A 14,451-nucleotide genomic window follows, 5' to 3' on the forward strand; every position below is an offset into this window, starting at 1 on the left:
TGGGTGCCCCTGGTATTCCATACTACTCTGGGGCCGTAAGCAAGAGCGCTTTTACTTCTGCCACTTGTCCATGCGGAACCGAGCCTGCCTGCAGCAGAATTCGATGATGGCCTTTAAGCAGCTTAAGCTTCCCTAATACCAGCCAGGCCCAGGGCTTTTCGTAGACTTCTTTACGGGGAATCCGGTCGGGGCTGGGAGTCAGGGGTGGGTCGAAACTGGTTTGTAGGGTTTGATGCACTATCTTATCACCGATTGTAACAGCCAGTAGCGTTCCAAGGGCTGCAGCCGGTGCGGTATATTGCAGACTTAATTGATACACCCCCGGCCGTTCAACGGCCACATCCCACCAAATTGAATCGGTGGGTGACTGCCAGTTGATGAGCCAGTCATTGGCCCAGCCGTTGCCCTGTTTGTAGCGTACTTTACCCGAAAAGTGGGCTTCCGGGGCCTGCAATAAAACCCGTCGACTGGCCACCGGCACTGGCCGGAGGGGGCTTATCGTTTGAGCCACTTCCCGGAACCAATGATCGTAGGCAGCTTGCCATGTTTGTACCTGTTTGGGCTGCTGAGCAGCCAGATCCCTTGACTGCGAAGGATCGTTAAGCATATCGTACAAGTGGATCTGCTTGTTTTGTCGGATTAACCGGTATTGAGCTGTTCGAACAGCCCCTGGTTCAGCAGGAAGGCCACCCGCGCTCATCCCGCCAACGTGGGTGAATAGGATGCGATCAGGCAGGGTATCGGTCTGACCCAGCAACATACCCGCCAAGCTACGACCATCAATGGGGTTGGCAGCGACAAAGCGTAAATCACACAAGTCGACTAACGTCGGCAGTAGATCGATGTGGGCAGCATTGGGCCGAATCCGACTTTGAGGACGAATCTTTCCCGGCCATCGCACGAATAGCGGCACACGCACGCCCCCTTCGTCGACCGACCCTTTGATGCCCTTCATCTGCCCATTGAAGCGATGGCCGTTAGGTCCGTTATCAGTCGCAAAGACAACAATCGTGTTTTGGGCCAAACCCAACTGGTCCAGCCTTGCCAACAGCCGCGCCACGTTATCATCTATGTTTTCCACCATGCCGTAGATACTGGCTTGCTCATCGTCCAGGCCTTTGGCCTTGTACTTATTAAAATACCGGTCGGCCACCTGGTGGGGGCTATGGGGGGCATTGAACGGCACATAACAGAAGAAAGGGCGAGTTTTATGCTGATCAATAAAGTTCAGCGCAGCATCGGTCAATACGTCGGTGATGTAGCCTTTAGTGGCTACCATACGGTCGTTATGCTGCAAGTCGGTATCGAAATAATTATTCCAGTGGCCTCCACAAAATCCCAGAAACTCATCAAATCCCTGCCCATTTGGGTCTTCGGGGGCATGTTCCCCGTTGTGCCATTTGCCAAAACAGCCTGTAGCATAGCCGTTCTGGCGAAAGATCTCCGCCAGGGTGAGTTCAGCACTACGCATGCGTTCCCAGCCTTGGGTGACGGAAACCGTACCCGTGCGGAGGTGATAGCGCCCCGTGAGCAAGCTGGCGCGGGTGGGGGCACAAAGCGGGCTGACGAAAAAATGCTCGAACTGGGCTCCGCTGGTGGCTAGTCGGTCGAGGTTGGGCGTTTCCAGCCAGCGATTCCCATGGAGACTTAGATCACCCCAGCCCTGGTCGTCGGTCAGGATGAACAACACGTTGGGTTTGACAGCAGTTGGTGGCGGGTCGGTAGTCGCCCACCGGGGAATCCATGGGCCGATGAGCAGGGCCGCCACAGCCATCCAAAGAAAGGTTTTCATCGCAGAAAAGTAGTAAGTGTGTCCCAACTGGTTGAATACGAATCAGCGCCTGGGATTTACCACGTCAAAAGAGAAATTAGCCTATTTTGCTACTGGAAATTGGTTATCTAAGTGTCCAGATAAAGAAGTTAACAGAAGGTGTTCCTCTCGTGTGGGAGCCTATTTTAAGACGATGTAACTGAAGATCATCTCGTCAAGTAAAACTAGGGGTCAGATGCGGCCCTGACTAATACAGATAAGTAGGGCTATCAATCTTTTTTTGCCCCTAACATTATTTACTTATCATTCGCTACGCAGGCTTTTAACCGGATTTAGCAAAGCCGCTCGAATGCTTTGAAGGCTAACCGTCACCAACGCAATACCAAGGGCCCCCACGCCCGACAACACGAACGCCCACCAGGGCACGGCAATGTGGTAGGCGAAATCGACCAGCCAGCGGTTCATAGCATACCAGGCCAGGGGCGTAGCAATGCCAATCGCCAGGATAATTAGCTTCAGGAAATCCTTTGAGAGCAACCCAATTAAGCTGGGTACGCTGGCCCCCAATACTTTCCGAATACCCATCTCCTTGGTGCGCTGTTTAGCAATGAATATCGCCAGGGCAAATAGCCCCAAACAGGAAATGAAAATAGCCAACCCCGCAAACAGGCTACTCACCCGGCCAAACCGTTGCTCGGCTTTATACTGCTCATTGAAAAAATCGTCGAGAAAGAAATACTCAAACGGGTTACCAGGGAAAATCCGCTCGTACTGGGCCTGAATACTGGCTAATCGCTGATGTAGGTTGCTGGATGAAGCCAGTTGTACCGAGAAGAATCGAGCCGCATCAGGCCGAAAGCGCAAGAGCATAGGCCAGTGCCCTTTTTGCAGGCCCTGTTGGTGAAAGTCTTTCACTACGCCCACAATCTGGAGCGTATCTCCCGTGCCAATATATTTACCCAAGGCCTCAGCGGGACTACTGAAGCCTAGCAGTTTGAGGGCTGTTTCGTTGAGAAGCGCATTCGTGCGGTCCGTGCCGAAGCGCCGGTTGAAATTCCGGCCAGCCACCAAACGAATGGCATACGCTTCCAGGAAATGGTCATCGATAGCGGTATTGTAGAGCGTGTTATCAATAGCATCAGCGCGGTCTACTCGACGGGCGCTGTTGGCCCACAGAATTTCCATGCCTGGTATATGAGTCGACGTAGTGGTTTTTTCCACTAATCCAGCTTTAAGGAGCTCCTGCTGGAAAGCATCTACTTTAGCTCCGTAGGTAGAGTCAGGAGCCAGGACCCCACGAATAATCAGCTTCTGGGCTGCGCTGAAACCTAAGTCCTGCTCCTGCATAAAGCGCAGTTGTCGATAGACAGTAAGCGTGCCAATCATCAGCATAATTGACGCGGCAAATTGAAAGACAATGAGGCTTTGCCGCAGTGATAATCCACCCGAAAGATGGCTTAGTTTGCCTTTTAAGGCGGTAATGGGCTGGAAACCGGATAGCAGAAAGGCCGGATATAAGCCCGACAGCAAGGTACCACTCAGGAATATACAAAAGGCAGGAAGCCAGAGGTCGTGTTGTAGCCACTGGTTCAGCGATAGGGGGCGTCCCGTCAGGTCACTAAAATAAGAGGCACTGGCCTGCACGATGATCAACGCCAGCACCACAGCAAGCAAATTGAGGAGTACAGATTCAACCAGAAATTGACTTATTAGCTGGGCGCGTTCGGCCCCGGCCACTTTGCGAATACCAACCTCTTTAGCCCGGTCCATGGCCCGAGCCGTTGCCAGGTTGATGTAATTGATCCAGGCGATTACCAGAATGAACAGGGCAATCACCGACAGTATCGTCACCGACTGACCATTACCGTTCACTTCTGCTTCCTGATTCAGGTTAGACGTAAGATGAATATCACGTAAGGGCTGGAGTAGTAACTCCGACCGGTTTCCGGATTTAGCCTCATTAGGAACGTATTTCTGAACCAGATTAATCAGTTTGGCCCCAAGCTGCTTGGGTTGCGCTGTGGGCTTTAGTTTTACGTACGTATAAAAAGCGTACCAACCCCAACTGGTCTGAGCGTCAGGCTCGGTTAAGTAGGAGAAAATCAGATCGAGTTCGAGGTGGGAATTTTTAGGATAATCTTTATAGACGCCTTTTACCAAATAGGGGGTCCGGCCTAACTTAACCGTTTTGCCCAAAGGATTTTCATTAGCGAAATAGTTGCGGGCGGTCGTCTCTGAGAGCACAACCGTATTTTTTTCGGTCAGCGCTGTGGCCGGATTGCCCCGTAAAAAGTCAATCTTGAAGATGTTGAAAATGGAGTTGTCGGCGAAGTAAAAATTATCCTCCCGATGATGAATGTTCCGATAAGTCACCACATCGGTGCGGGCAGCGTAGAGCCGGGCCGTTTCGACTACTTCGGGAAACTCTTTTTTCAGGGTCGGTGCAATGGCAGGGTAGGAGGTAGCTGAGCGAAAGGCCAGCTTACCATTTTGGTAACTGTCCAGTTCGATGCGGAAGATATGATCCGCGTCAGGGTGGAAGCTATCATAACTTCGCTCGAAGGTAACGTACTGCCAAATAAGCAGACAGGCAGCCATACCAATAGCTAGCCCGAGAGTATTGATTAGAAAGAAGGGCTTATTTTTGAGCAGGTTCCGCCAGGCGATTTTTAGATAATTGCGTACCATAAGAGATTGTAAAATAAAGGTGGTTTGCGGCTCCCTATTGAACCGTTCGGATTGAGAATAGTCAGAGATTTGGCCAGTACCGGACCTGCTAAAGGGGCGAATCAGCCGCAAAACCGCCAGTGTATAGCGCCAGCGAGCTCCCCGTAAACCGATGGTCTTTATCCAATAGGCGTACATTTCCAGTAGATCGCCTTGCAATTCATCTTCCATGCCGGGCGGACTAAACTGATTCAATAACCAGTTGGCCCAGCGGGGCGGCCGGTGCTCCGGTGGTCCGGTGTTATGTTGCTGGTCATTGGTTAAGCGTCCCATAGTTGTAGGATTGAGGTTGGAATCTGCCGGATCGCCGGACCGTCCCATAATTGACTTCGCAGGTGTTGACACTCGATCAGCGCACGCTGTCCAGCTGTGGTAACAGTAAAGAGTCGTTTTTGCCGACCTCCCCGCCCGGCAGTCGCTCCACCCATCTTTGACGAAATCAAGCCTTTCTGCTGAAGCCGTTGCAGGGTAGTGTAGACCGTGGGAAAGCTAATGCTACGACCCATTTGCTGATCAATGGTTTGGGTAATCAACGCACAGTAGGCCGGTTCCTGTAGGGCTGCCACCGTCAACAAGACGCCTTCTTCCAACTCACCTAAAAAGGCTCGTTTCATTCAGCTATTGGTTGTCATTATTATTACTATAGACTTTGTCGTACAAATACTCGGCCAAAGTTTACCAATTGCCTTATTTCGCTTGAAAGCACTATCTGGTATGTTTTAGGGAGGTCTATTTGTCCAAAAATGGACAGCCTGAAGTACAGAATCGGACAGTGTTTCGGCGTCTATGTGAACGCATAAATAAAGAAGCAGTCCCATGAATGCTTCCTCATCTCAATTATGAGGGCTATCTGAGATACCAATTTTGGACCTATATCCCATTGACTTATTTACCACTAGAGAACAACAGGCTTATTTTTGCTTATTTAGCCAACTCAAAAACGAATATGTAACGACTTATGACCAGCCAAGACAAGGTAGAATTAGTGGCGCATCATCCGCAGTGGAGCCTACTGGCTAAAGCGGAAAGTAGATTGTTAGCCGATGCGTTAGGCAACCTGTTGATCACAGTCCATCACATTGGATCGACCGCAATTCCCACCATTGGGGCCAAACCGATCGTGGATTTGATCCCTGTGGTGAGGAACCTGGAGGAGTTTGATCAGCATCGAACCACACTGGAAGCCCTAGGCTATCAATGGCGAGGGGCATATGGGCTGGCAGGGCGTCGTTACTGCACCAAGGTGGATGTGGCCACTAGGCGCAAATCGATTCATCTGCATTGTTATCAAGTAGGTTCTTTCGAGATTGAGCGTCATCTGGCTTTTCGAGATTATTTGCTCGCTCGTCCCGATTTAGCCCATAGTTACTATCAGGAGAAAGCCCGTTGTCAGAGACTTCATGGCCAGGACTCCCAAGCCTATAGTCAGTGCAAAAGTGAGTGGATCAAACGGGTGGAAGGTGAAGCGATAGCTCATTTTGCTCAGCCCTAAGTGTTTACCCATAAAAAGCGGCTATGGCGCATTGGGGAGGGTATTTTGAGACGAATATCTGCTGATAAATGTCAACTCCATACGCCAATCTTTGACGCGTTTCCAAAGTTTTTCAACTTTGGCAGGAGTCACTTACGTCCGCGTACGTTGAGAGGTCAAAATCAGAGCAATCGCCCTAGTTGAGCAACGACTTCCCATCGCAAAAAAATCTCGTGCCCCTGATTGGTTAACTCGATCACATGAACGGGTACTCCTCGTTTCCTGAGTTGAGCGGCATAGCCATGACTATAACTAGATAAGGCGATCGAATCAGCACTACCCGTCACCAACCTAATTGACGTCGAAGGATGAAGTTGACTCGCTACCTCAATGGGCGACAACCGCTCAACGGGCAACCACCACAGCCAACTTCCTTCGTAAGCAGCCATGTGCCTTCGGAAGGCGTCCACATCACAGGGGCAACTTACTAACAGGGCCGCCTGAATCAAGTCCGGGTATTGACTCGTGACATCAGCCGCTAAAACAGCCCCACCAGAATGCCCCGCCAACACGACTCTACGGGGATGATAGCGTTTCTTCAACTGTTGAATTGTGGTAGCGATGGCCTGCACAATAGCTGGCGTATAATTATCTCCGGTAGTCCAACCTCGTTGACCTGCCGAGTGGTGTCCTGCCGAATCAGTATAGCCTGGCCGAAGCAAGGCCACCGCCACTACGTCGGCATTCTGTTGAGCCACCCGCTGAGCAAACGTGTATTGATAACTAGGTTTGTTAAAAGGCGCATCCCCATGAAGAACAACTACTAGAACGGGACGCGGTGTCAGCTGAGTACTGGCATACACTTGTTGATAAAGCAGCGTATTCTGGTCAGCATCCCCAAGCTTCAGCCAGTAGGTCAAGGCTAGTAGACCAGCGATTAGACCTAGGCAAAGCGGAAGCCATAAAGACAGAGATAGCTTTATTTTGGAGAATGGTAGATTAATCACTTGACTTCTTTCTCAAACTGAAAAATCTGGTCCATTAGTACCCATTTTTCGCCCTCTTTGGCCCAGGGCAAAGGCTGCTGGAATGTCCACATCAGCCGCTCCCACTCCTGCACAAAGGGGTTGTCAGCATCCAATTCCCGTTTCTGTTTGAAGGTAAATTGGTCGTCCGTTTCCAGAATCATGAACATCCTATTTCCAGTTCGGTAAATCTGAATATCGAGTATCCCGGCTTTCAGATCATTGGCCCGCACTTGTGGCCACCCGGCCCCTTTCGCGTGCCATCGTTCATAGTCTGAAATCAATTCAGGGTTATCTTTCAAGTCGAGTGCCAAGCAAAATCGTTGCATACAATAGGCCAGGAAGGTGAATGGATTGGTTATCCAAAATAGGTTTTAAAGGATTGTATCGTCTGTTGAGCCGCCAGATCGGGGGTAGGATAGGGAAAGGCTTCGGCGGAAATATAGCCGTCATACCCAACGTCGGCCAGGGCAGTGGCTACCTCAGCCATGGCCGTGTGGCCCATCCCAATCGGGTGCCGGTTACTATCGGCAAAATGGACGTGACCGATGTGCGAGCCTGCCGACCGTATACTGTCGGGAATGGAAGCCTCTTCGATGTTCATGTGAAACAGATCGGCTAATAACACCACCTGTTTGGTATCCAGTGAACGAATAAACTCTACCCCCGTTTGAAGGTCATTGATCAGATTGGTTTCGTATCGGTTCAGCGGTTCGTAAATGAGCTTCACTCCGTTGGATTGGGCAATTTCACCCAGGCTGGTCAAGCCTTCAGCCAGCCATTGGAGAGCCTGTTCTTTCCCTGCGCCGGGTGTGGCGTTGCCCTGCATGGAACCGATAATGGCAGGTGCACCGACCGTAGCCCCGAACGAAATCATCTCGGTAATGAATGCGATGGCTTTGGCCCGAATCTGTGGGTTAGGATCAGTTAATGTTAGCCCATGCAACACTTTCCCAGCACCAGTTCCCACGGCCGCAACGGCTAAGTTGTACCGCTTGGCCAACTCAGCTAACTGTCCAGTGGGAGTGGCGTCCGCCGATGCTGTGAACAATTCGACCGCATCGAAACCCAGCGAAGCAGCTTTCGCCATACTAGTTTCCAGGCTTTCCCAGTAGATCCAGGGGCCGGTTTTGATTGCTGGAACCAGCGCAATTGTTACGCAAGATTTCATCCGTTCGGTTGGTTATCAAAATTGACCATGATTTTCGTGATCGGTCCCGGATTCTCGGACCAGGCCGCCAGTGCAGCTCCGGCTTGCTCCAGCGGAACCGTCCGGCTAATGACCGCATCGACGGGGAATTTGCCCTTTTCCAGGTAATCGATCACCTCCGGAAATTCGCCCAGGCAATTGCGCGAACCCAGTATTTCAATCTCTTTCCGAACAAACGTACCCGTATTGTAATCGACTGGTTTTTTGGCATACCCGATGTACACGACCCGTCCCGTATAGGCCACCTCATCGACGGCTGCGCGGTACGTGGCCGGATGACCCACGGCCTCAATGATCACATCCGGTCCGTCGCCATTGGTTATTTCCATCAGGGCGTTGTGCAGATCAACGCGGGTCGTATTGATGGTATGAGCGGCTCCCGCCAGATGGGCCGTTCGCATTTTGGCGTCGTCAATATCGATGGCAATGACCTCCGCACCGCGGTGAACTGCCCCGGCTACGGCGCCCATACCAACGATACCACAACCGATAACCGCCACTTTTTCGCTCGCTGCGACCCGTCCCCGGCTTACCGCGTGAAAACCAACGGTTAGCGGCTCCACCAGAGCTAGCTCTTGGGCGGATAGGGTAGCGGAACTGTGCAGCTTTTGCCAGGGAACACGAATCAAATGGGTCATAGCCCCCGGTCGGCGGACGCCCATCGTTTTATTATCCTGACAGGCATTCGGTCGTCCTTTTCGGCAGGAAAGACAAACGCCACAATTCAGGTAGGGATTTATCGTAACGTGCATACCTGGCCGAAATGTGTCGGGTACCTGGTTCCCCGTTTCCAGGATGGTTGCCCCCACTTCGTGGCCTAGTACGTTGGGATACTCCTGAAGCTCGAACAGCCCCCGGAAGCCGTTGAGATCACCCCCACAGAAGCCAACTCGATTAACCTGTAACAATACGTCCTCTGGGCCAGGTGTTGGGATGTCGATCTCGCGAATTTCCGTTTTTCCCGGTTCCACCAACACCAGGGCGGGTTGTTTATTCATGACTGAAAACTAGGTTTAGGGATGTTATTTTCAGGTTTTCCTTCAAACCACATCTGGTTTTTTACCGGAGCAACCAGCGTTTCGATGCGTTGGAGTAGTTCGTCGGGAATATCGATCTGTAGCGCCCGTAGATTTTGCTCAACCTGACCCTGCTCCGACATACCGACAATAGTAGTGGCAATAGCGGGATGGCCGACGGCAAACTTTAAGGCTACGTCGCTTAACGCCAACCCATATTCGCGACACAGGTCTAAAAGCTTGGGTTGTAGATCTTTCACCGCCTGTGGGGAGCTTTGCCAGGGCGGAACAGATGCGTCTGACAGGATTCGCTGCATCAGGGGAGCGGCATTCATCAGGCCAAACCCTTTTTGCTGAGAAAGCGGCACCAGTTCATCATTGATTTCGTCCTCCAACAGGTTATAATGGCCCCAGGACAACACCGTATCGACATCCACTTGCCGGGCAATCTGTGCCAGATAGCGAACCGGCAACCCCGAAAAACCGACGTACCGTGCTTTTCCCATCTCTTTAACCTTCAGCGCGGCCGGAATGGCTTCGGTCAGGACCTGCTGCCGGTCGCCGAACTCGATGTCATGTACCGTCAATAGGTCAACGTAATCGACCTGTAGCCGCTCCAGCGACTCATCGATACTTCGCAAAACGCGCTCGTACGAAAAATCGAAAACACCATTCCCGTATCGACAGCATTTTGTGGCCAGCACAATCGAATCCCGTTTGCCTTTCAGCGCTTTGCCCAATCGTTGCTCGGCCAAAGTATCCCCGTAAAAGGGCGCTACATCAAAAAAATTAATACCGTGGTCGATGGCCGTATGTACGGCCCGTATACTTTCAGCTTCCGATACCTCATTAAAGACATTCCCCAGCGGAGACGCCCCAAAACTTAACAGCGAGACATTTAGATCAGTCTTTCCTAATTGACGATAGTTCATTCGTGATTACTTTTGAAAATCAGGGAATTTATCAAACTAATGTTCTATCCCCCTGCATTTTCTTCATTTTTATTCTGGAAAAAGTGTGTGCTAGATAAACTGGGGATCAGACGAAGTCTGGTTGGAGTAAATAGAGATGAATCGCAAATTGAACTTATTTATTTCTATTAAACGCGAATGTCAATGATTTATACCTAGTGTTGAGTTTCGTTGAGGTGGTTGAATAAGGCTTTGTCAAAGACAAACCAGTACGAAACCCAACATCACAGAGGCAATAAAAATGTCAGAAACCATCGCTATCCATTCCGCCGGACTCAGTGGCTTTTTAAGATGATGCGTTATACCGGCAATACCAAAAAAGAAACCACCGGCACAAGCGGCAACGGGGCGTGATGGAGGGACAAATACAGATAAGATCGCCATAAGCCCTAAACAGATATTGGCAAAACCAAGCTCTCTAATAAGTGCAAAACTATCCTGAGCGGATTGATGAAAAATGGATTTTGCCGCCAATACGGGATCTACAGCTTGCCGAAGTCCAGCTGTTAAGAGTCGTACGCCGACGGCCCAAAACAAAAACCATTTACCGATCAGATCCATTACAGGCAACAACGGATCGCTTAAAAAATGCTCGATCCCGATGGAAACAAGCGGTAAAACAAACATGAATAAAGTAATTGATACTAAATGCATGTCACTGACTAAGGTTGCGTTTGTTTGTTTCATTTGTCTATGACGTTTTCGTAAGTACGATCTAGCCTATATACACGCCTTCTTGATTCCAATCCCCTTTACGTTTAGCTCGGAACCAATCGAATTGGCGTATTTGTCTGGCTTGATTTTGATAAACTGCTGAGAAAAACAAAAACTAGATGTTACATGTGGATTACTTCGTCATTACATCCACTTCGGCATAACCTGGCGCTGAACCTTCCTGGGTAGTTTGCAAAGCCCGCAGCTTGATGTAGCGGGCTTGGGTGGGCTCGAACGTTTTGGCCTGCCAGAATGGACTGTTTTTTATGTTCGAAAATTCCCCTTCACTGACCCGTTTCCAGACGTTGTTATCGGCCGATACCTCAAATTGATAGTGGGTAATGATAGTGGCTTCTTCCCACCAGTTCTGGGCAGGCAGATAGCGGAAACCAGCCAGGTTTTCTTCCTGGCCCAGGTCAATGACTAAATCAACTGGTAAGGACTGGCTTTTCGGTTGTCGCCAGGACGTACCCGGATCACCGTCCAGCAGTTGATACGCCGACTTGGCATCCGTACTGATAATTTTCCAGGCGCTGCGGGCGATGTCATATTTTTCTTCACTGACCACGCTGCTTTGCTTAGTGAAGGGGTTGTAGGCAATTGATTTTGCGTCGACCTTACCGGCCTTGGTTTTCACTGGCGTTTTGTAGAGGTTAGTTGCTGGGGTTGGCGTACTGCCATCAAGGGTATAATACAATTCCGATTCGGAATCTCCTGACTTGATCGCAACTTCACCAGCCTGGTTACGGGTAATCACAGGAGACGTTAGAATCAGCGGGGCTTTATATACCTCAATATTTGAGATCAGAGGGGTGGCTTTAGTGTCCAGAATAGTCAGACGGAGTTGGGTGGTTTCGACGGTCGGGAAGCGCAGAATACGCTTGTAGCCAATGGTTGTTTCTTTCGCAATTTCTTTCCAGTTGCCATTAACTAACGCTTCTACCGAAAAGGACTTGACCCGTTGCCCCAATTGAATTGGCTCCTGCACCAGAAATCGGTTAAACGCAGTGGATTTGGGAAACTGGATTGTCAGCGATGCGTTACGCACAGCGTCGTCCGTAGCCCAGTAGCTATCTTTATCGGCATCAACGGCTTTATCAGCCCCATACTTTGCGCTTTTCCCACGTACCTGAGAAGCTGTGGCACGGGTATTCTTAGCGAGGTTTACGGCAAACGCTCCCTTAGTGGCTTTAGCAAAAGCCTGTACCGCTTTTTCGTCTTTTTCATGAATCAAGCCATTCGGCATGATCGGAAAGTTGAGCAGTAACGTCGCGTTTCGCCCAATGGATTGGTAATAAATATCCATCAGTTGGGGTAGGGTTTTCACTTTTCTGTCCTCTCGTTCGTGATAGAACCATTCAGGTCGAATCGAGGTGTTTACTTCGCCTGGCACCCAGGCATTGCCGTTTTCGACCCCATGCCGTAACATCTGTTCCGGCACATCGCCCGTTGCATTCAATAGACTCCAGTTGGTTTCGCCCACATATCCCGCTTCGGTACCTACCCAGCGAAGATCGGCTCGATCACCCCCATCATTCCAGATCACAATGTTGGGCTGGAGTTTACGAACCAGTTTATAGGTATTTGGCCAGTCGTAGTACGTTTTCGCGTCAATTTTACGAGTTTCGTTGGCCCCGCCGTAATAGCCTGACCCGCCATTCGCGCCATCAAACCAGACTTCAAAAATTTCCCCGTAGTTGGTCAATAATTCCTGCAACTGGTTGCGGAAGTAGGTAATGTAAGCAGGCTTTCCATAATTAGGATGGTTTCTATCCCAGGGCGACAAATACACCCCGAATTTGAGGCCATATTCTTTGCAGGCATCGGCCATTTCCTTCACGATATCAGCTTTTCCGTTTCGCCAGGGAATATTTTTGACGGAGTAGTCGGTATACTTTGAAGGCCATAGGCAAAATCCGCTATGGTGTTTAGCGGTGAAAATAATGCCTTTCATACCGGCTTCTTTGCAAATGCGGGCCCACTGCCTACAATCCAGTTTGGTCGGGTTAAACAGCTTAGGATCTTCGTTGCCCAATCCCCAGGCCATATCGGTATAGGTATTGATCGAAAAATGGATGAAGGCGTAGTATTCCATTTTCTGCCAGCGCAACTGGTTTTCGCTGGGAACTGGCCCGAATGGTAGGGGAGCCCTAACCTGGGCATGGGCGATACTAGCTAGACCTACCAAGAAAAAAATCAGCACTGGAAGGTGTCTATTCCCCAAACTACCATTCGTTGGATAATTGAACCGGAACGTCATATTTGTTTTGTTACGAATGGTTTTCGGGCGAAAGTATTCTTCGTTCCATTCTCGAAATCTGATTCACAAATTGCCATGATGGCTACATGATATTTCTACACTTAGGCAGGCCGCTCCTACTTGAGAGCAGGCTATCGTAGGGCTGACAAAACATAGCCGTTATCGAGCCGGGAGAGATACTTACAACTAGTACGTCACAAGCTTTTTTCATTGGTATAGAGAGACACAACTAATCTAAAAAGCCGTGTTTAAGCTTATCGATTAATTAACAAAACTAGCATTACGCAAAGAGGTAGATTATACCAAAACAGACTTTTTTTTATCTAAAACAGACTTTTTCTAGCTTTATGTCAATTTTATACTGACTAATGAATAAGCGTTTTTTGAAGCATACGCTATCGCTGCTCAACGTCGACTGGGTCAAACTGGATTCTCGGTGGAACTACAAAAATGTCATCAGCCCCTATCACCGCATCTACTATATTGATGAAGGAGAGGGGAAGTTATCAGATCATACCAAGACGCTTAAACTGGAAGCGGGTTATTTGTACATTATTCCCAGCTACACACTGTGTAACCTGATCTGTGAAAGTTACCTCAGCCAGTACTTTGTTCAGTTCTTCGAAGAGTCCGCTGATGGTACCTCTCTATTTTCGGCAAGTCGACTCATTTCCAGAGTGAAAGCCAGCGAAATCGACGTGCTAAATTTTAAACGCCTGGTGGAAATTAACCCCGGTAGGGGCATCAATCGGTCGGATAATCCGCTGGTGTACGAAAAGAATATCTACTATAAGGAATACCAGGAGCTTAACAATCAGCAGAAGTTTGCCCTCTTTTTGGAAACTCAAGGCATTCTTCTTCAATTACTATCCCGTTTTGCTGTACCAGAGATGCTACCTGCTAGGGAAGCGGCCGAAATTCCCATTACGATTCTGGACACCATGCGTTTTGTTCTGGTCAACCTGCACTTACCCCTTACGGTAAAACGTTTAGCCGAAAGGGTGCATCTGAATCCAGAGTATTTTTCCCGCTTATTTGAGAAACATACCGGGACGCGCCCACTAACATTTATTAACGAAAAACGAATTGAACGGGCCGTCCATATCATGGCCACCAGCCAGTCTTCCCTCTCGGAAATTGCTGCACTCACGGGATTCGAAGGTCTATCTCATTTTACTCGTACGTTTAAAAAGATAACTTCTTGTCCGCCAGGAATCTATCGCAAGCAGCTAAATCGTCCCTAAGCGATACCCACGTTGATTAATGAAAAGCATATTGATACTGGC

At 49.6% G+C, this 14,451-nt stretch carries 12 protein-coding genes; 2 read left to right on the forward strand and 10 right to left on the reverse strand.

From position 1 onward, the window contains the following. Positions 1–22: 22 nt before the first annotated feature. The 3 genes from ACYVE4_RS27135 to ACYVE4_RS27145 form a co-directional block, all read right to left on the reverse strand. Positions 23–1,792 (reverse strand): arylsulfatase, encoded by a 1,770-nt coding sequence (locus ACYVE4_RS27135; protein ID WP_461043529.1) that lies wholly within the window; start codon positions 1,790–1,792, stop codon positions 23–25. 282 nt (positions 1,793–2,074) lie between these two features. Further along, positions 2,075–4,771 carry an ABC transporter permease gene (locus ACYVE4_RS27140; RefSeq protein ID WP_461043531.1) on the reverse strand — a complete coding sequence of 899 codons (2,697 nt, stop codon included), beginning with the start codon at positions 4,769–4,771 and terminating at the stop codon, positions 2,075–2,077. Beyond that, a complete protein-coding gene (locus tag ACYVE4_RS27145) occupies positions 4,759–5,112 on the reverse strand; it encodes a PadR family transcriptional regulator (protein WP_461043533.1) in 354 nt (117 codons plus the stop codon). The genes ACYVE4_RS27140 and ACYVE4_RS27145 overlap by 13 nt, the downstream gene beginning before the upstream one ends. 371 nt (positions 5,113–5,483) lie before the next feature. On the opposite strand from ACYVE4_RS27145, the gene ACYVE4_RS27150 reads away from it, so the two are divergent. Next, positions 5,484–5,990: a GrpB family protein gene (locus ACYVE4_RS27150; protein WP_461043535.1), complete on the forward strand. Its 507-nt coding sequence runs from the start codon at positions 5,484–5,486 to the stop codon at positions 5,988–5,990. Between the two features lie 161 nt (positions 5,991–6,151). On the opposite strand, the gene ACYVE4_RS27155 is transcribed toward ACYVE4_RS27150, so the two are convergent. From ACYVE4_RS27155 to ACYVE4_RS27185, 7 genes are all read right to left on the reverse strand, one after another. Next, the gene (locus ACYVE4_RS27155) at positions 6,152–6,889 is read right to left on the reverse strand and encodes an alpha/beta hydrolase family protein (protein WP_461043537.1); all 738 of its coding nucleotides are present in this window, start codon (positions 6,887–6,889) and stop codon (positions 6,152–6,154) included. Positions 6,890–6,972: 83 nt separating this feature from the next. After that, positions 6,973–7,323, reverse strand: coding sequence for an L-rhamnose mutarotase (locus ACYVE4_RS27160; RefSeq protein WP_461043539.1), 351 nt, complete (start codon positions 7,321–7,323; stop codon positions 6,973–6,975). Between the two features lie 29 nt (positions 7,324–7,352). Then, positions 7,353–8,165, reverse strand: coding sequence for a TIM barrel protein (locus tag ACYVE4_RS27165; protein WP_461043541.1), 813 nt, complete (start codon positions 8,163–8,165; stop codon positions 7,353–7,355). Further along, positions 8,162–9,202, reverse strand: coding sequence for a zinc-binding alcohol dehydrogenase family protein (locus ACYVE4_RS27170; protein WP_461043543.1), 1,041 nt, complete (start codon positions 9,200–9,202; stop codon positions 8,162–8,164). The genes ACYVE4_RS27165 and ACYVE4_RS27170 overlap by 4 nt, the downstream gene beginning before the upstream one ends. After that, positions 9,199–10,152: an aldo/keto reductase gene (locus ACYVE4_RS27175; RefSeq protein ID WP_461043545.1), complete on the reverse strand. Its 954-nt coding sequence runs from the start codon at positions 10,150–10,152 to the stop codon at positions 9,199–9,201. The genes ACYVE4_RS27170 and ACYVE4_RS27175 overlap by 4 nt, the downstream gene beginning before the upstream one ends. 234 nt (positions 10,153–10,386) lie before the next feature. After that, positions 10,387–10,878: a DUF6790 family protein gene (locus ACYVE4_RS27180; RefSeq protein ID WP_461043547.1), complete on the reverse strand. Its 492-nt coding sequence runs from the start codon at positions 10,876–10,878 to the stop codon at positions 10,387–10,389. 160 nt (positions 10,879–11,038) lie between these two features. Then, positions 11,039–13,000, reverse strand: a complete 1,962-nt coding sequence (locus tag ACYVE4_RS27185; protein ID WP_461043641.1) for an alpha-L-fucosidase — start codon at positions 12,998–13,000, stop codon at positions 11,039–11,041. 533 nt (positions 13,001–13,533) lie between these two features. Between ACYVE4_RS27185 and ACYVE4_RS27190 the strand changes: the two genes are divergently transcribed. Beyond that, positions 13,534–14,409 carry a helix-turn-helix domain-containing protein gene (locus ACYVE4_RS27190; RefSeq protein ID WP_461043549.1) on the forward strand — a complete coding sequence of 292 codons (876 nt, stop codon included), beginning with the start codon at positions 13,534–13,536 and terminating at the stop codon, positions 14,407–14,409. Positions 14,410–14,451 lie beyond the last annotated feature (42 nt).

Source organism: Spirosoma harenae, assembly GCF_054776975.1.

Bases quoted from the DNA above. Each gene is read 5' to 3' on its own strand.
- ACYVE4_RS27135 (WP_461043529.1), bottom strand. From the start codon at position 1,792: ATGAAAACCTTTCTTTGGATGGCTGTGGCGGCCCTGCTCATCGGCCCA.
- ACYVE4_RS27140 (WP_461043531.1), bottom strand. From the start codon at position 4,771: ATGGGACGCTTAACCAATGACCAGCAACATAACACCGGACCACCGGAG.
- ACYVE4_RS27145 (WP_461043533.1), bottom strand. From the start codon at position 5,112: ATGAAACGAGCCTTTTTAGGTGAGTTGGAAGAAGGCGTCTTGTTGACG.
- ACYVE4_RS27160 (WP_461043539.1), bottom strand. From the start codon at position 7,323: ATGCAACGATTTTGCTTGGCACTCGACTTGAAAGATAACCCTGAATTG.
- ACYVE4_RS27165 (WP_461043541.1), bottom strand. From the start codon at position 8,165: ATGAAATCTTGCGTAACAATTGCGCTGGTTCCAGCAATCAAAACCGGC.
- ACYVE4_RS27170 (WP_461043543.1), bottom strand. From the start codon at position 9,202: ATGAATAAACAACCCGCCCTGGTGTTGGTGGAACCGGGAAAAACGGAA.
- ACYVE4_RS27175 (WP_461043545.1), bottom strand. From the start codon at position 10,152: ATGAACTATCGTCAATTAGGAAAGACTGATCTAAATGTCTCGCTGTTA.
- ACYVE4_RS27180 (WP_461043547.1), bottom strand. From the start codon at position 10,878: ATGAAACAAACAAACGCAACCTTAGTCAGTGACATGCATTTAGTATCA.
- ACYVE4_RS27185 (WP_461043641.1), bottom strand. From the start codon at position 13,000: ATGGAATACTACGCCTTCATCCATTTTTCGATCAATACCTATACCGAT.
- ACYVE4_RS27190 (WP_461043549.1), top strand. From the start codon at position 13,534: ATGAATAAGCGTTTTTTGAAGCATACGCTATCGCTGCTCAACGTCGAC.